We start from the raw sequence: 15105 nt of genomic DNA, 5'->3' as shown, positions 1-15105 counted from the left end.
GCAATTAGATGAGAACAGCAGAAATTACAAGAAAAACAGCCGAGACACAAATCAAGATCCAATTGAATTTAGACCAGCAGACTGGAATTAATATTAAGACAGGTGTGGGGTTCTTTGATCACATGCTGACCTTGTTTGCTAAGCACGGTCGGTTCGGGTTGGAAGTTGTTGCAAAGGGTGATTTGGAAGTTGATCCACATCATACTGTAGAAGACACGGGAATTGTTCTAGGTGAATGCTTTAAAAAAGCGCTGGGTGACAAGAAACAGATCGAACGCTTTGGGACTGCTTTTGTGCCGATGGATGAAACTTTAGGCCGAGTCTGTGTTGACCTGAGCGGACGTTCTTACCTTATTTTTAATGCCGAACTGACTAATCCACGCTTGGGGAGCTTTGAAACTGAGATTGTGGAAGATTTTTTCCAAGCGTTTGCTTTTAGTGCTGAAATGAATTTGCATGCAGAAATTCTGTATGGCAGAAATACGCATCATAAGATTGAGAGTTTATTCAAGGCTTCTGGGCGCGCGATGAGGCAGGCAGTTACAATTAATTCTGAAATTGAAGGAGTCAATTCAACTAAGGGTGTGATTTAGATGCTGACGATAATTGATTATGATGCTGGCAATACTTATAATGTCCAAAAAGCTTTTGATTTTCTAGGCGTAAAAACTGAATTAACCGCAGATCCAGAAAAAATATTGGCAAGTCACGGCTTAATTTTACCAGGCGTCGGCGCATTTGCACCAGCAATGCAAACTTTGCAAGCACGCGGTTTGGATAGCGTAATTAAGCAAGCAGTTGCAAAAGGAACTCCACTTTTGGGAATTTGTTTGGGGATGCAACTGCTGTTCGAGAGCTCAAGTGAATACGGGCAGCATGCAGGCCTGGCACTGATTCCAGGTAAGGTAATTGCTTTACCCGCAAAGAAGGGGTTTAAAATTCCACAGATGGGGTGGAATCAACACGAGTTACGGCAGTCAGATTCAGTGTTTGCCTATGTCGCACAAGAATATACGTATTTTGTACATTCATTTTACGCACAGTGTCCTAATGAATATCTTGTTTCTCAGGTCGAATATTCCGCACCGGTCCCGGCCATCGTACGTAACAAAAATGTCTATGGTTTTCAGTTTCATCCTGAAAAAAGCGGACAGGTTGGAATTAAACTTTTACGGACATTTGTAGAGGAGGTAGTTGAGGCATGATCATTCCTGCAATTGATTTGCAAGCGGGCAAAAGTGTTCGCCTTTACCAAGGGGATTTTAATAAGCAAACCTTAATCAATAATGATCCAGCAGCACAGGCCCGCGAGTTGGAAGCCGCAGGGGTTAAGTGCTTGCACCTGGTGGATCTTGACGGAGCTAAAAAAGGAGTTCCGCAAAATCAGACAACCATTGCTAAAATTAGGGCGGCTTTTAATGGAATTCTTGAAATTGGCGGTGGTGTGCGCGACTTGGACCGACTTTCACATTATTTGGAGTTAGGGATAGATCGGGTGATTATCGGTTCTGCAGCGTTACTTGATCCCCAATTTGTTAAGAAAGCGTTACAGCAGTTTGGACCGCAAAAAGTTGTGATTGGAGTTGATGGAACCGCGGGCTATGTTGCAGTGAACGGTTGGCTTGAAAATTCGAAGACGAAGATGAGCACTTTAATCCAGAAAATGCATGTGGCTGGAGCACAGCACTTTATTGTCACGGATGTGGCACGTGATGGGACACTCAGCGGACCAAATATTAAGTTGCTCCAGGCGCTCCAGACTACTTTCCCTAAGTGTAATATAATTGCATCCGGCGGAATTCGAAATGTTGCGGATGTCAGAGAATTAAAGCAGGCAGGACTGCAGGACATGATAGTTGGTAAGGCACTTTTTGAAGGCAGCTTGACGCTTGCAGAAGTTGCGGAGGTGAACGAAGATGCTGGCTAAGAGAATTATTCCGTGCCTAGACGTGGATGACGGACGGGTTAAAAAAGGGGTCAATTTTGTTAATTTAGTTGACGTTGGTGATCCTGCAGTGATTGCCGCTGAATATGAGCGTCAGGGAGCAGATGAACTGGTTTTCTTAGATATCACAGCAACTAATCAGAAGCGTGAGACAATGAAAGCTGTGGTTGAAAGAGTCTCACGGCAGGTTTTTATGCCGCTTACAGTAGGAGGCGGAATCACATCGGTTGCACAGATGCAAGAGCTTTTAAAGGCAGGTGCGGACAAGATTTCGTTGAACACGGCTGCGGTTGTTAATCCAAAGTTGATTACACAAGGTGCTGAAAAATTTGGGAGACAGTGTATTGTTGTGGCAATTGACGTTAAAATGGATCCAACGACTAAGCAGTATCAAGTTTTTACAGCCGGCGGGAAACATAACACGGGCTTAGATGCACTTAAGTGGGCAGAGCAGGCTGTAGCCTTAGGTGCAGGTGAACTGTTAGTGACGAGTATGGATAAGGATGGCACCAAATCTGGATTTGATACTGACCTATACCGTAAACTTAACGAACGCATTGATGTTCCGATCATTGCTTCGGGCGGAGCGGGCAGTCTAGCGGATTTTACCACCGTCTTTACCGCTGGAAAAGTTGATGCTGCCCTAGCCGCCTCGGTTTTTCATTATGGGGAATTAAGTATTCCTGCAGTCAAGCAGACCTTACACACAGCGGGGGTGAACGTTAGATGAAAACACCGGACTTTAGCAAAGGCCTTTTGACTAGTGTAGTAGTTGATGATCAAACCGGCGATGTTTTGATGGTAGCCTGGATGAATCGCGAAAGTTATCAAAAAACGCTTGCAACCGGACAAACTTGGTTTTGGTCGCGGTCACGCCAAGAACTTTGGCATAAAGGTGAGACCAGTGGAAACACGCAGGAAGTCAAAAGAATGTGGCTTGATTGCGATCAGGATACATTGTTGTTACGCGTTAAATCGGCAGGACCGGCGTGTCATACAGGAAAAAGAAGTTGCTTCTTTGAAGAGCTCGAATTGCGAAAGGGGAAATAAAAATGACAAAAGCGACAGAACAGGATCTTGACGAATTATACCAAGCAGTTTTAGAGAGGAAAGCCAACCCTAAAAAGGGTTCTTATACAGATTACCTGTTTACCAAAGGGTTAGATAAGATTCTGAAAAAGGTGGGAGAGGAATCGACTGAGGTAATTGTGGCTTCCAAGAACCCTGAACGCTCAGAATTAATTTACGAAACAGCCGATTTGCTCTATCACTTGATGGTACTTTTGGCTGAACAAGGTGTTTCGTATTCTGAAATCAAAGCTGAGTTGGCAAAAAGAGAAGGTCTTTTAAGCAAAACCAAAGACCGTCCTGAAATTAAAGATCTTTAACAAGGGAGATGACAGCATGAAAGAACAGGTTAAAGGGATTGAAAGCTATGTTCCTGAAGAACCGCTGACACAGGTTAAAAAACGATTGGGACTGAAGAAGTTGGTGCGACTCTCAGCAAATGAAAATCCGTTTGGGACCTCCAATGAAGTTAAAAACGCACTTTTGAATTGGAATTTCAGCGAAGGAAATCGTTATCCGGATGGAAATGCTACACAACTTAGACAAGCAATTGCAACAAAACTCGATGTCCAACCTGAAAATCTTGTTTTTGGGGTCGGTCTTGATGAAATCATCATGCTGCTTTCACATATTTTCCTTGAAAAAGGTGACGAAGTTCTGCTCACGAAACCAACTTTTTCAGAGTATGCACTTCATGCTGAAATTGAAGGCTGCAAGGTGGTAGAAGTGCCCTGTAACACAGAAACCGGTGGACATAGTTTTGCTGGCATGTTAGCCAAAATTACTGCCAAAACAAAAATAATCTGGTTGTGTAATCCTAATAATCCAACGGGTGTTTATGAAAAACCAGCAGCAATTGCAGATTTTGTTGCACAAGTTCCCGCTTATGTGTTGGTAGTAATTGATGAAGCCTATATTCACTATGTGACTGATACTAAAGCTCCCAGCTTTCTTCCGTTCTTGGACAAGTATCCTAATGCAGTTTTGATGCGGACTTTTTCGAAAGCTTACGGGCTAGCTAACTATCGGGTTGGATACGCTGTGATGGCGGCAAAATTAGCTGCCTATATGCAAGCTGTTCGATTACCGTATAATTTAAATGCACTTTCTCAAACAGCTGCACTTGCAGCTTTGAATGATCAGAAATTTGTGGCCGATTCAGTCCAAAAAACAGAGAGGGAAAGAAAAGCATGGGAAAAATTTTTGACTGCTGCGAATATTAAACATTTTCACAGCCAGGCAAACTTTATCTTTTTCAAATATCCTGATGCACCAGGACTTGCCGATATGTTGCTAAAAAATGGTTATCAGTTGCGGCGCGGTTTAGCAAAGGATTGGCTTCGATTGACAATTGGAACTGCAGCTGATGGAGAAAAAATCAGGGAATTAATTAAGACCCAAAAAAGAAGCTGAAGTTAACGAACGGGCTGCGAATTTTCTCGTTTCTCTGATACAATGGTGTAGAAGGATCTTAAACCAAATAGATGGGGTGAACGGGATGACTAAAATTCGTTATGGAATTGTAGGCACTAGTCCGCAGGGACAAAAATTTTTAGCTGCGCTTAAGCTGAGTGCTGATAGTAGGATTGTCGGAGTGGTAGATGGGTCGGAAGATCAAGCAGAAGGTAAAAAACTTGTAACTCAGTTTGGTGTTCCTAAGCTCTATACAAGCGCCACGGAATTGTTTGAAGATAAAGAAGTTGATGTGGTCTATCTGGCTGTAAAAAATGAAGATCATTATGAAAGCGCAAAGGAAGCTCTTAACAACGGGAAAAATGTTTTACTGGAAAAACCATTCACACGGCACAAAGTAGGTGCCAGCGAGTTATTTCAGTTAGCCTCTAAGAAGGGGCTCTTTATAATGGAAGCACAAAGTGCACTTTTCTTACCAATTATGCAAAAGGTTAGCGATTTGCTTTCAAAAGGAGCAATTGGAGACCTGCGATTTATTGAAGTGAAAGATAAATACGATGTTACAGCACAAGCAAGTTGGATCAAGAAGCTTTCCGCCGGTGGAGGAGCACTTTTTAATGGTGGAACTAACTTCTTGGGAATTATTCAGTACTTATGTGGACGCCAGTTTAGTGATTGGAGTGGATTTGAATACAATCAAGTCGGTGAGGCAGATACGAGGTGCAATCTCGCTTTGAAAAATGGAGATGTGTTAGTCAATGTGCTACTAACAACTGATTTTGAAATTGAAACTAAGTTGGTTCTCTATGGTACAGAAGGTAAAATCAAAATCCCTAACTACTGGTTTTCTGAAACTGCACTTTTAGAAAACCAGCAAGGAACAAAACGTTTCGTAATAGATGAACAGGAGAATGATCTTGTCTATGAAATCGCGCACATCAATCATTGCTTACAGGAAAATAAATTAACAAGTCCAATTGTAACCCCTGAGTTGACAATTCAGACATTGACAATTATTGAGTCGCTTTATCAAAAATGGTATCGTGATCCTTTGAATTAAGTTCGGGATGCAGCTTAGCAGCAAACAGCTAGCTAACGAAAAAAGCTGATGTTCAAAATGTGCTAAGTTTGTTTAAAGAGAAGACTGAGAGTGTGACATAAGTCGGGAAAATTTGAGTGCTAACTCGAAATTACGAACATCGTGAGTACTTGGCTATGAGTAATTCGAAGCTAGACGGAGAATTTTGACTTATGGAACACGTTTATCCGGAATAAAAGAGGGGCTGTGACAAAAGTTAACTTTTGTCACAGCCCCATTTATTATTGTTTATGCGAATAAACACTTTACTGAATCTAGCACAAACCAGCTAGTTAATGTTTTATTATAGGAAAACAGCTTTAAAAAGAGCTGCAGCACAAATTCCGCCCAGTAAGGGTGCTGCTACTGGGACCCAACTATATTCCCATTGCGAAGATCCCTTATGTTTAAGTGGTAAGAATTGATGTACTAAACGAGGACCCAAGTCGCGTGCTGGATTAAGTGCAGGTCCAGTTGGTCCGCCAAATGAAGCAACGATGACCATCACTAATAAACCAATTCCGATAAAGCCAGACATTTGGTTACCTTTGGCAAATGTGGGTGCATTTGAGATCCCTAACGCACCAAAAATCAGAACAAAAGTGCCGAAAAATTCATTGATAAAGCCGTTTACCTTACTTTTAGTAGCATCTGTAGTTGCAAATGTACCAAGCACTCGGTTTGTGTCTGTTGTAAGATCATAATGCGGTTTGAAACATGCGAATAAAATAAGTTGTCCAATAATTGCACCAACCAGCTGAACCAATATGTATGGAAGTACTTCTTTCCAAGGAAAAAGACCTGAAAATGCGAGCCCGACTGTTACCGCAGGGTTGATTTGATTACCTGAAATACTGCCGAACATTAATGCTGGAATCATGACTGCAAACCCATAACCGACTGCAATCACGATCCACCCACTATTACTACCTTTTGTCCGCTCAAGATCGACTGTTGCTACAGAACCGTTGCCTAGAATAACCATGATGGCAGTTCCGAAAAATTCAGCCGCGAGCCGCGTTGTTAATGAATAATCCATGTTGACCTCCTCTTATGCAAATACCTTATAAGCTTATCATAAAAAGGTAATATGTAAATATTAGAAAACGTTTTAATTTTAGAATATTAGTTGGCTTTTAGGGTGAAGTATCTTAAAATAAAAGCTAGTGATCGAAGGGGGCTCATAATTGTGATGATAAAGCCGATCGAGCAGATGTTTGTACACAGACAGGATCATTTTCTGATTCCTGCCGAAATGGTCGCAAATGTGCAGGAAGATAACAATTTGGATCATGCTTTTCTGGTGTTGACTAAGGTTAAATATGCAACAATTCCTGTTTTGGATAAAAAACAGCATTTTAAGGGATTATTATCGTTGCCAATGCTGACTGAAACAATGTTAGGGATGAATGGCATTGACCCAACCAGACTGGGTAGAAAAAAGGTTGCTGAAGTGATGCAAACGGATGTTACTACGATCAAGCTGCCGTATGATATCGAAGAAATTCTCCATCTTTTGGTGGATCAGCCTTTCTTGGTAGTCGTCAGTGATGAAGGATTGTTTACAGGAATTGTCACGCGCAGAGAAATTATGAAAGCAGTTAATTTTGTTGCGCATGATTTTGATAAATATTACGCTATTACTGCAAAGGAAGATCTTAAGTTGCAAAATTAAATTTTGCAGTGAAAAGATTCAAAATAAAGGAGGAAAATAGATGGCTAAGTTAGATGCAAAAGAAATTATTCGAACAATTGCTGAATCAAAGAAGAAGACCCCGGTAAAGGTATATGTGAAAGGGGACTTCAAAAAGCTTGAATTTCCAAAGAAAATTGAAGCTTACGTGGGCAAAAAAGCAGGGGTTTTGTTTGGAGATTGGAAGGAACTTAAACCATTTCTTGCTCAGCACAAAGGCGCGGAAATTACAGGATATCGTGTCGAAAACGATGGTCGTAATACTGGAGTGCCATTACTTGATACAAAGAAATTTAATGCACGAATTGAACCAGGTGCAATTATTCGTGATCAGGTAGTCATTGGAGACAATGCGGTGGTAATGATGGGAGCCGTAATTAATATTGGAGCCGAAGTCGGTGAAAATTCCATGATTGATATGGGCGCTATTTTAGGTGGACGTGCACTTGTGGGCAAAAATTGTCATATTGGTGCAGGCACTGTGCTGGCAGGTGTAGTTGAGCCGCCTTCTGCTAAACCAGTTGTTATTGAAGACAATGTTTTAATTGGAGCTAATGCCGTTGTTCTTGAAGGGGTACGTGTTGGTGCAGGTGCCGTTGTTGGTGCAGGCGCAGTTGTTACTCAAGATGTTGCGCCTAAGACGGTCGTTGTCGGGATTCCAGCCAAAAAGATTAAAGATGTGGCAGATGTAGCAGACGATAAAACTGAATTAGTGGCTGATTTGCGTAAAATATAAAATTTTTTGAAAACTTAGTTTTAATTTCTGATATGGGTTGTAGAATCCAAGCAAAGATTGTTGCCGGAGTGTGCAGGCACTGAATTCGCTTGGATCCTACGCCTTTTTTTAAGCTGTAAGTGAATTTAAGCATGCAATGGGTTATGATTAAAGAGAATAAAAATTAGCTGTAAAGTGGGATGAGACAGATGAGTTTGACAGAAAAAGAATTGATTGCGATTAGAAGAACATTGCATCAAATTCCTGAAATTGGCATGCTGGAATTTGAAACACAAGCTAAGCTACTGGAGATTATTGAGCGGCTGCCGCAGACATATCTTGAAATAAAAAAATGGAAAACAGCAATTTTAGTGCATGTTCGCGGTGCAAACCCAACTTATACAATTGGCTACCGCACTGACATTGATGGTCTTCCGGTGACCGAACAAACAGGGCTTTCATATGCATCCAGACATGCAGGCCGAATGCATGCTTGTGGGCATGATATTCATATGACCGTTGCGCTTGGAATTTTGAGTTATTTTGCTGAAGAACAACCGAAAGTTAATTTAACTTTTATTTTCCAACCAGCAGAAGAGAATGCAAGTGGGGGCAAGCAGCTATATGAAAGTGGAAGCTTGAACGAATGGATGCCAGATGAAATTTATGCATTTCACGATAATCCAGGATTGCCGACTGGAGCAATTGGATGCAGACAAGGGACACTTTTTGCTGGAACTTGTGAAATTCATGCGACATTTTTGGGGAAGAGTGGGCATGCAGCCTTTCCTCATCAAGCCAATGATATGGTGGTCGCCGGAGCACAGTTCGTAAATCAGATTCAGACAATTGTTAGCCGTAATGTTGATCCAATTCAAGCGGGTGTAGTAACTCTGGGACATTTTGCAGCTGGAACAACTGGTAACGTGATCTCTGGGAAAGCTCAGATTGACGGGACGATCAGAGCCCTGACACAGGGAAATAATGAACTAATTCAAAAAAGAGTAAGAAAAATTGCTGCCGGAGTTGCAGAGTCCTTTGACTGTGAGCTTAAGCTTGATCTGCATCAAGGAGGGTATTACCCGGTAGAGAACAATCAGCAGACAACTGCAGCTTTTATAGATTATATGAAAAAAGCGGCAAATGTCGATTTTATCGAGACATTGCCAGCTATGACGGGTGAAGATTTCGGCTTCTTGTTATCTAAAATTCCGGGAACAATGTTTTGGCTAGGGGTTGACAGTCCATACTCACTGCATTCCGAACATTTTGCACCTCAAGAAGGTGCGATTATCAAAGGAGTGTCAGCAATGATTGGTTACCTGAGTGAGCGGCAAAAAATGTTTGTAAAATAACGAAAAAAGCAGCTTAGAATGAGTTTATGGTGTTGTAGTGAGATTCAGTGGAGAGTTCTTGAGTTTAAAACCGGCTTGGTTAAGTTCTTTAAGATAAGCCGCAAGAAATGTCCGCTGAATGTTGAACTGCGCACCATTTTTTGTGTAAATAACAACTCTCAGACACAGGGACCCATTTGGACTTTCGATCGTGCCCAGCAGAGTAGGCCCTTGAGTGATCTCAGTGAATTTTGGAGCTAGGTCATGATTAACCTCTCTAATAATAGCTGACATCTTTTGGATATCAGAGCTGGGATCAAAGTAGATGTCAACTAAGGCACGCATATCATTGCGTGAGAGGTTGCTGACAATTGTAATATTACGATTAGGTACATAGTGCAGTGTCCCATCATAATCAGTGATCTGAGTGGTCCGTAGACCGATTGCACGAATAGTACCACTGATTTTGCCAATTTTAACCTCATCTCCGACATCAAATTGCTGTTCCAAAAGGATAAAAAAGCCTGTCACCACATCAGTGACAAATCCTTGGGCACCTAAACCTAAGGCAACACTTGCAATGCCGACACCTGCTAAAAGGGTTCCAACCGGGATGCCAATGGCTGACAAGATTGCATAGAAGTAAAAGAAAAGGACACAATAATGAAAAATATTCAATGAAAGTGTAAAAATTGTGTTCAGTCTGTTTGAACTAAGGTGATCACTACGGCGAGTCTTTTTGAAACCACGACGGATAATGATCTTGCCTAACCAATTGATGAGAAAGAAAAACAAAGATAATAATACAAGCGATAGGAATGTTGTTAGAATTTTTCCAAAGATATCCTCCCAATTAATTTTGGCGAGGTAAGTTGTCACAAGATTCGTTTGACGCGTAACTTGAGTTGCAATGTCTTGTGATGCGGTGATAATTAAATAAGATGGTTGCATGGTCTTGATCTCCTTTACTATCTTCTATAATAGCAAAAAAGCACACAGACTCCAGTTAAAATTAAATTTGATTTTATTTTTTAGTTATAAAAATACTATAATGGTTTTCTTTTAATTGCAGTTTATCAGCGTCAATGATATTCTAAAATAAAGCGAAAACGAGGAGGCGTAACTATGACAACACTAACTTTTGGACAGTTAGCTGGTTTGATCGCTGCTTTGGCGTTCTTGTTGCTGGTTGTTTTCCTGTGTGCAGTTTTAGCAAAAGTTGTGAAAACAATGAATGAAGTCAACGAAAGTGTCAAAGTACTTAAGACCGATGCTGATGGGATTGCGAAAGAAGTTGAAGCAATTCTAGCTAAATCGAACACTTTATTGGATGATGTGAATCACAAATCCAAAACAATTGATCCGCTTTTCCAGACGGTAGCCGATCTGAGCGAGAGTGTTTCGGATCTAAACAGCGCAAGTCGAGGTCTAGCTGAGAAAGTTACCACTTCAACACAAAATGCTGGCAAGACAGCAATGGCTTTCGGATTACTCAGAAAACTATATAGTTTGCGTAAGAAGAAAAAAGAATAACTAGTTAATTCAGGGGGGTTTGCAAGATGGTTAAGAAAACGTCACTTTTTGCAGCAGTCGCTGTCGGTGCCGCTGCTTATTTTGTCACAAAGAAAGTTTTTGACAAGCATCAAGACGAGATTCGCGAGAAAGTTAATGAAGCAACAAATGATAGTCGTGAAGCTGCTCTTAGGTACTACCAATATGCACGCGACTATTTCGGAGATGAAGAGGGGTTGCAAGGCACCTTTGAGGATTTGAAACAAAAAGTTGTTGATAAAGCGAATGATTTAAAGAAAGGCGAAAATTTCGACCAAGCATTATCGTCGCTTAAAGAGGCAACGGCAGAGCTAAAAAAACAATTTAAACAAGAAAAAGAAGATCTTTCAGAGACGACTACGGATTTTTTTGAAGGAGCCGATGAGCAAGAAGACGAGATCGTAATTGATGGGCGTTCTGCTTTTGGTGAAGCAAAAGAAGCTGCAGAGTTTGAAAAAGAGCATCCAACTGAGACTTTTTATCCACGGGAAAAATAATTAATATTAAAACACAGATTCAGCTAATTATAATTAAATTAAGTAAGCATAAAAAAACCAGACAATGTCCGGCTTTTTTTATATTCAATTAGTTTATGCAAGTGGCAACAGTTGCAGTTCCTTAGGTGTGTGTGTAAAGGCTTCTGCGCCATTTTCTGTAACGTAAACGCAATCTTCAATTCGTACACCTGCGACACCAGGAATATAAATGCCAGGTTCAATTGAAAAACACATCCCTGGCTGTAATTCCATTGAGTTTCCTTCCATTATGGATGGAAATTCATGCTCACTTTGACCCATTCCATGACCAAGACGATGAATGAAATATTCACCATAGCCGGCCTTGGTAATAATATCACGTGCAATTTTGTCAAGCTCTTCCGCGCGCATTCCAGGTTTAACAGCGGCTTGTGCAGTGAGCTGGGCTTCAAGGCAAACTCGATAAATTTCCTGTGATTTTTCACTTAGCTGTTTGCCAAAACCGACTGTGCGGCTGGCATCTGAGATATAGCCATCGAAAACCACTCCTAAATCGAACAACACAAGTTCGTTGGGCTTGATAAATTCTTTTTTGGGTACTCCATGTGGATCTGCAGCATTGGCACCGCTTTGAATAATTGTATCGAAGCTGGTGTGTGTGATCCCTTTTTTCTTTAATGCATATTCAATCTCAGCTGCAACATCCTGTTCAGTTCGTTTAGTACTAAGTGCTTTGAACCCAACTTCAAAAGCATAATCGGCCCATTTGCCGGCAATTTTAAGTTTTTCAATTTCAGCAGGTGTCTTTAAGAGCTGTTCTTGCTGAATAAGTGGTGTCAGATCACCGGTAAATGTTGCTGTTGGGAATTTTTGCTGTAATTCTTCAAAACGGCTCACGTTGAGATTCCCTTTTTCAATCGCCCAACGTGTCGGATTTTTTACTCTTGCCAAAATCTGATCCTTGATAATTGCAAAAGGGTCCTCGTGGTCTAAATAACCGTAAACAGGATATTGCCAGCCTGTTTCTTTGACTGCTTCGACTTCGAGCGCGGGTGCAAAGATAAAGGGATCTTGATCGGGAAAAATAAACAAGGCAAGTACTCGTTCAATTGGATCACTTGCAAAGCCGGTAAAGTATTGAATGTTTTTAAAATTACTGAGATAACCGACTTGATAGTGATGTTCGGCCAGCCACTGTTGAACTTTTTCAAAATGTGTCATCTAATCGCTTCCTTAATTTTAATAAACTAATTATAGCATAGCTTGTTCAGTGGTGACGCTCTCAATTTTTGTTGAAAAGTTAATGAAAAGAGCAGCCATACAGCATGAAACGCTTGCAAAAAGAGCAATGTTTTGCTAAATTAAAGGTTGTTAGTGAAAATTAAATGAAAATACGGAAGGAAAAACTATGGAAAAGAAAACAATCACAATTTATGACGTTGCACGTGAGGCAGCAGTTTCAATGGCAACCGTCTCGCGGGTTGTCAATGGTAATCCCAATGTTAAACCTGCGACCCGTAAGAAGGTTTTGGAAGTCATTGAACGTCTTGACTACCGCCCGAATGCAGTGGCGCGTGGGCTTGCAAGTAAGAAAACGACAACTGTAGGTGTGATCATCCCAGATGTTACGAATATTTATTTTTCGTCGCTTGCACGTGGAATTGATGATGTCGCGACTATGTACAAATACAACATTATTTTGGCCAACTCAGATAGCAATAGCCAAAAAGAACTTCAAGTGCTTAACACTTTACTTGCAAAACAAGTCGATGGAATTATTTATATGGGAAACAAGATCAGCGATGAATTACGCTCACAGTTAGATCATAGTAAAACACCTGTAATTTTGGCTGGTTCCGTTGATCCTAAAGAAGAACTTGGCAGCGTGCATATTGACTATGTGGCAGCGGTGGAGGAAGCGGTTGTTGATTTGATTAACCATGGCAACCAAAAAGTTGCATTCATTTCAGGACCGATGAATGAGGCCATCAATAGCGATTACCGGTTAAAGGGCTATAAGAATGCGTTAGCTAAAAAGAAAATTGAATATGATCCTGAACTTGTCTTTGAAACCGACTACAGCTATCGTGCAGGAGAGATTCTGTGGCCTGCAATTGTTTCTGCAGGAGCAACAGCTGCTTATGTTGGTGATGATGAACTGGCAGCCGGTGTGGTAAATGGTGCACAGGATGCGGGCGTGGCAGTTCCACAAAAGTTTGAGGTTATCACTAGCAACAACTCAAAAATTACCGAAATTGTGCGGCCAAAGTTATCTTCAATTACACAACCGCTGTATGATATTGGTGCTGTTTCAATGCGTTTCTTAACCAAGTTAATGAACAAAGAAGAAGTTATTGAAAAAGAAGTTGAGCTTCCTTATGGTTTGATCAAGCGGGCTTCTACAAAATAAACAAGAGGTGTAGTTTTGCGGAAATATTTAAAGATTAATGCAGATACCTTCCTTTTGTTGGCATTTTTGATAATGTTAGTTTTGTTCATCAGCTCTGCAATGACTTATCAGCAGCAGACAACTGTTCCATTTTTAGAAAAATATTTGGCCGGAAAGCCCTTCAATCACTTTTTGAACGGCTTTTCTTTTACGTATGCGACTGAGCAAGTCAGCATTGCAAAACTTGGTTATTTTAAGTTTGTTGAATTCTTTATCAGAAAGGCCGCCCACTTCACTAGTTATCTGTTTTTAGGCACTTTTCTATATATAGGTTTAAAGCCAAGATTAAACTCCTTGGCTTTGAGCATTTTTATAAGTGCTTTAACAGCAATTGGCTACGCAGCATTCGATGAATTTCATCAAATGTTGACAGGAGGAAGAACGCCGCTTTTTCAAGATGTTGCCTTAGATGGCTGTGGTGCTTTGGTGGGAATTCTGGTGCTTGGAATTTATTGGGCGCAGCGGCAAAAATGATTTTTCTGTTATTGCTTTAATGACGTTTTTTTGCTAATATTTAATGTGACTGAATTGTCGGTCTGATTAAAATTTCGGAAAGAGGTATTAGATATGTCAGGACATTCTAAATGGAATAACATCCAAGGCCGTAAAAATGCCCAAGATGCAAAGCGTGGAAAAATTTTTCAGAGACTATCGCGAGAAATCTACATGGCGGCAAAGAGTGGCGGTCCTGATCCCGATGCTAATCCGCAACTTCGATTGATGATCGATAAAGCCCGTGCAGCCAACATGCCCAAAGACAATATCAAGCGAGCACTTGATAAGTCTACCGGCAGTGATGGTGCCAACTATGAGGAAATAACTTATGAAGGATATGGCCCAGGTGGTGTTGCTGTGATGGTTGAAGCGTTAACTGACAACCGGAACAGAACTGCTTCTGCTGTGCGTGCTGATTTTACACGCAACGGCGGTAACCTTGGTGAGACCGGTTCTGTGAGTTTTATGTTTGATCGAAAGGGATATATTGCGATCGCACGTGAGGGACTGGATGTTGATGAAGATCAGATGTTTGAGGATGTTATTAATGCTGGGGGAGAAGATCTCCAGACTTCCGATGATGTTTTTGAGATTTATACAGATCCTAAGGATTTTGCAACTGTCAGAGATGAGTTGCAAAAGAAGTATGAACTTGATACAGCTGAGTTAACGATGATTCCTCAGAATTATGTGCCGATTCCGGAAGATAAAGTTGAGCAGTTCGAGCGTTTAATCGATAGACTCGAAGATGAAGATGATGTTTCAGAAGTTTACCATTCAGGTGAATTACCTGACTAGTTGAAATCCACGAAGTAAGTATCATCTTTGTTGAGATTGGCTATCAGGAAGCACCAAAGTTAAACGAGCTAAGAGGGGCTGTGACAAAAG

At 41.0% G+C, this 15105-nt stretch carries 19 protein-coding genes; 16 read left to right on the top strand and 3 right to left on the bottom strand.

The window, feature by feature from the left end; genetic code table 11:
• The first annotated feature begins 8 nt into the window (after positions 1-8).
• From hisB to FD50_RS00315, 8 genes are all read left to right on the top strand, one after another.
• On the top strand, positions 9-593 hold the full coding sequence (gene hisB / locus FD50_RS00350) for an imidazoleglycerol-phosphate dehydratase HisB (protein ID WP_056959448.1): 585 nt from the start codon (positions 9-11) through the stop codon (positions 591-593).
• Positions 594-1205: an imidazole glycerol phosphate synthase subunit HisH gene (gene hisH, locus FD50_RS00345; protein WP_056959446.1), complete on the top strand. Its 612-nt coding sequence runs from the start codon at positions 594-596 to the stop codon at positions 1203-1205. It begins immediately after the preceding gene.
• On the top strand, positions 1202-1927 hold the full coding sequence (gene hisA, locus FD50_RS00340; protein WP_056959443.1) for a 1-(5-phosphoribosyl)-5-[(5-phosphoribosylamino)methylideneamino]imidazole-4-carboxamide isomerase: 726 nt from the start codon (positions 1202-1204) through the stop codon (positions 1925-1927). Before hisH ends, hisA begins: the two co-directional genes overlap by 4 nt.
• Positions 1917-2675 carry an imidazole glycerol phosphate synthase subunit HisF gene (hisF, locus tag FD50_RS00335; protein ID WP_056959441.1) on the top strand — a complete coding sequence of 253 codons (759 nt, stop codon included), beginning with the start codon at positions 1917-1919 and terminating at the stop codon, positions 2673-2675. The genes hisA and hisF overlap by 11 nt, the downstream gene beginning before the upstream one ends.
• Positions 2672-2995, top strand: coding sequence for a phosphoribosyl-AMP cyclohydrolase (gene hisI / locus FD50_RS00330; RefSeq protein WP_056959439.1), 324 nt, complete (start codon positions 2672-2674; stop codon positions 2993-2995). Before hisF ends, hisI begins: the two co-directional genes overlap by 4 nt.
• A gap of 2 nt (positions 2996-2997) precedes the next feature.
• Complete coding sequence (gene hisE, locus FD50_RS00325) at positions 2998-3333, top strand: phosphoribosyl-ATP diphosphatase (protein WP_054757778.1); 336 nt, start codon at positions 2998-3000, stop codon at positions 3331-3333.
• A gap of 16 nt (positions 3334-3349) precedes the next feature.
• Positions 3350-4426, top strand: a complete 1077-nt coding sequence (hisC, locus tag FD50_RS00320; protein WP_054757777.1) for a histidinol-phosphate transaminase — start codon at positions 3350-3352, stop codon at positions 4424-4426.
• A gap of 85 nt (positions 4427-4511) precedes the next feature.
• Entirely contained in the window at positions 4512-5486 is a 975-nt protein-coding gene (locus FD50_RS00315; protein ID WP_056959438.1) for a Gfo/Idh/MocA family protein, read from the top strand.
• A 322-nt stretch (positions 5487-5808) separates the two neighbouring features.
• Here the strand turns inward: FD50_RS00315 and FD50_RS00310 are convergent, their stop codons facing one another.
• A complete protein-coding gene (locus tag FD50_RS00310; protein ID WP_056959435.1) occupies positions 5809-6543 on the bottom strand; it encodes an MIP/aquaporin family protein in 735 nt (244 codons plus the stop codon).
• 153 nt (positions 6544-6696) lie between these two features.
• Here FD50_RS00310 and cbpB point away from each other — a divergent pair, with 153 nt between their 5' ends.
• The 3 genes from cbpB (at position 6697) to FD50_RS00295 (ending at position 9267) form a co-directional block, all read left to right on the top strand.
• Positions 6697-7179, top strand: coding sequence for a cyclic-di-AMP-binding protein CbpB (gene cbpB / locus FD50_RS00305; RefSeq protein ID WP_156653460.1), 483 nt, complete (start codon positions 6697-6699; stop codon positions 7177-7179).
• A 40-nt stretch (positions 7180-7219) separates the two neighbouring features.
• The gene (gene dapD / locus FD50_RS00300; RefSeq protein ID WP_056959433.1) at positions 7220-7933 is read left to right on the top strand and encodes a 2,3,4,5-tetrahydropyridine-2,6-dicarboxylate N-acetyltransferase; all 714 of its coding nucleotides are present in this window, start codon (positions 7220-7222) and stop codon (positions 7931-7933) included.
• Between the two features lie 188 nt (positions 7934-8121).
• Complete coding sequence (locus FD50_RS00295) at positions 8122-9267, top strand: N-acetyldiaminopimelate deacetylase (protein ID WP_056959431.1); 1146 nt, start codon at positions 8122-8124, stop codon at positions 9265-9267.
• Between the two features lie 24 nt (positions 9268-9291).
• On the opposite strand, the gene FD50_RS00290 is transcribed toward FD50_RS00295, so the two are convergent.
• The gene (locus FD50_RS00290; protein ID WP_054757775.1) at positions 9292-10197 is read right to left on the bottom strand and encodes a mechanosensitive ion channel family protein; all 906 of its coding nucleotides are present in this window, start codon (positions 10195-10197) and stop codon (positions 9292-9294) included.
• A 174-nt stretch (positions 10198-10371) separates the two neighbouring features.
• Between FD50_RS00290 and FD50_RS00285 the strand changes: the two genes are divergently transcribed.
• The gene (locus FD50_RS00285) at positions 10372-10779 is read left to right on the top strand and encodes a DUF948 domain-containing protein (protein ID WP_054757774.1); all 408 of its coding nucleotides are present in this window, start codon (positions 10372-10374) and stop codon (positions 10777-10779) included.
• A gap of 26 nt (positions 10780-10805) precedes the next feature.
• On the top strand, positions 10806-11294 hold the full coding sequence (locus FD50_RS00280; protein WP_056959429.1) for a hypothetical protein: 489 nt from the start codon (positions 10806-10808) through the stop codon (positions 11292-11294).
• A gap of 93 nt (positions 11295-11387) precedes the next feature.
• Here FD50_RS00280 and FD50_RS00275 read toward each other — a convergent pair whose 3' ends face one another.
• The gene (locus FD50_RS00275; RefSeq protein ID WP_056959427.1) at positions 11388-12494 is read right to left on the bottom strand and encodes a M24 family metallopeptidase; all 1107 of its coding nucleotides are present in this window, start codon (positions 12492-12494) and stop codon (positions 11388-11390) included.
• 187 nt (positions 12495-12681) lie between these two features.
• On the opposite strand from FD50_RS00275, the gene ccpA reads away from it, so the two are divergent.
• From ccpA to FD50_RS00260, 3 genes are all read left to right on the top strand, one after another.
• A complete protein-coding gene (ccpA, locus tag FD50_RS00270) occupies positions 12682-13683 on the top strand; it encodes a catabolite control protein A (protein WP_056959423.1) in 1002 nt (333 codons plus the stop codon).
• Positions 13684-13698: 15 nt separating this feature from the next.
• Positions 13699-14196, top strand: coding sequence for a VanZ family protein (locus tag FD50_RS00265; protein WP_054757773.1), 498 nt, complete (start codon positions 13699-13701; stop codon positions 14194-14196).
• A 93-nt stretch (positions 14197-14289) separates the two neighbouring features.
• Positions 14290-15015, top strand: coding sequence for a YebC/PmpR family DNA-binding transcriptional regulator (locus tag FD50_RS00260; RefSeq protein ID WP_056959422.1), 726 nt, complete (start codon positions 14290-14292; stop codon positions 15013-15015).
• The last annotated feature ends 90 nt before the right edge of the window (positions 15016-15105 follow it).

The sequence above is a fragment of the Liquorilactobacillus satsumensis DSM 16230 = JCM 12392 genome, assembly GCF_001435195.1.
In the GTDB taxonomy this organism is placed as follows: Bacteria; Bacillota; Bacilli; order Lactobacillales; family Lactobacillaceae; genus Liquorilactobacillus; species Liquorilactobacillus satsumensis.
The sequence above is the reverse complement of the archived record's forward strand: the minus strand, read 5'-3'. Positions and strand labels throughout refer to the sequence as shown.

What these genes read in the sequence shown, in the direction of transcription:
- dapD (WP_056959433.1), top strand. Translation starts at nt 7,220, where the DNA reads ATGGCTAAGTTAGATGCAAAAGAAATTATTCGAACAATTGCTGAATCA.
- FD50_RS00280 (WP_056959429.1), top strand. Translation starts at nt 10,806, where the DNA reads ATGGTTAAGAAAACGTCACTTTTTGCAGCAGTCGCTGTCGGTGCCGCT.
- hisB (WP_056959448.1), top strand. Translation starts at nt 9, where the DNA reads ATGAGAACAGCAGAAATTACAAGAAAAACAGCCGAGACACAAATCAAG.
- FD50_RS00260 (WP_056959422.1), top strand. Translation starts at nt 14,290, where the DNA reads ATGTCAGGACATTCTAAATGGAATAACATCCAAGGCCGTAAAAATGCC.
- hisF (WP_056959441.1), top strand. Translation starts at nt 1,917, where the DNA reads ATGCTGGCTAAGAGAATTATTCCGTGCCTAGACGTGGATGACGGACGG.
- ccpA (WP_056959423.1), top strand. Translation starts at nt 12,682, where the DNA reads ATGGAAAAGAAAACAATCACAATTTATGACGTTGCACGTGAGGCAGCA.
- hisC (WP_054757777.1), top strand. Translation starts at nt 3,350, where the DNA reads ATGAAAGAACAGGTTAAAGGGATTGAAAGCTATGTTCCTGAAGAACCG.
- hisA (WP_056959443.1), top strand. Translation starts at nt 1,202, where the DNA reads ATGATCATTCCTGCAATTGATTTGCAAGCGGGCAAAAGTGTTCGCCTT.
- FD50_RS00310 (WP_056959435.1), bottom strand. Translation starts at nt 6,543, where the DNA reads ATGGATTATTCATTAACAACGCGGCTCGCGGCTGAATTTTTCGGAACT.
- hisH (WP_056959446.1), top strand. Translation starts at nt 594, where the DNA reads ATGCTGACGATAATTGATTATGATGCTGGCAATACTTATAATGTCCAA.
- hisI (WP_056959439.1), top strand. Translation starts at nt 2,672, where the DNA reads ATGAAAACACCGGACTTTAGCAAAGGCCTTTTGACTAGTGTAGTAGTT.
- FD50_RS00275 (WP_056959427.1), bottom strand. Translation starts at nt 12,494, where the DNA reads ATGACACATTTTGAAAAAGTTCAACAGTGGCTGGCCGAACATCACTAT.
- FD50_RS00290 (WP_054757775.1), bottom strand. Translation starts at nt 10,197, where the DNA reads ATGCAACCATCTTATTTAATTATCACCGCATCACAAGACATTGCAACT.
- FD50_RS00285 (WP_054757774.1), top strand. Translation starts at nt 10,372, where the DNA reads ATGACAACACTAACTTTTGGACAGTTAGCTGGTTTGATCGCTGCTTTG.
- cbpB (WP_156653460.1), top strand. Translation starts at nt 6,697, where the DNA reads ATGATAAAGCCGATCGAGCAGATGTTTGTACACAGACAGGATCATTTT.
- FD50_RS00295 (WP_056959431.1), top strand. Translation starts at nt 8,122, where the DNA reads ATGAGTTTGACAGAAAAAGAATTGATTGCGATTAGAAGAACATTGCAT.
- hisE (WP_054757778.1), top strand. Translation starts at nt 2,998, where the DNA reads ATGACAAAAGCGACAGAACAGGATCTTGACGAATTATACCAAGCAGTT.
- FD50_RS00315 (WP_056959438.1), top strand. Translation starts at nt 4,512, where the DNA reads ATGACTAAAATTCGTTATGGAATTGTAGGCACTAGTCCGCAGGGACAA.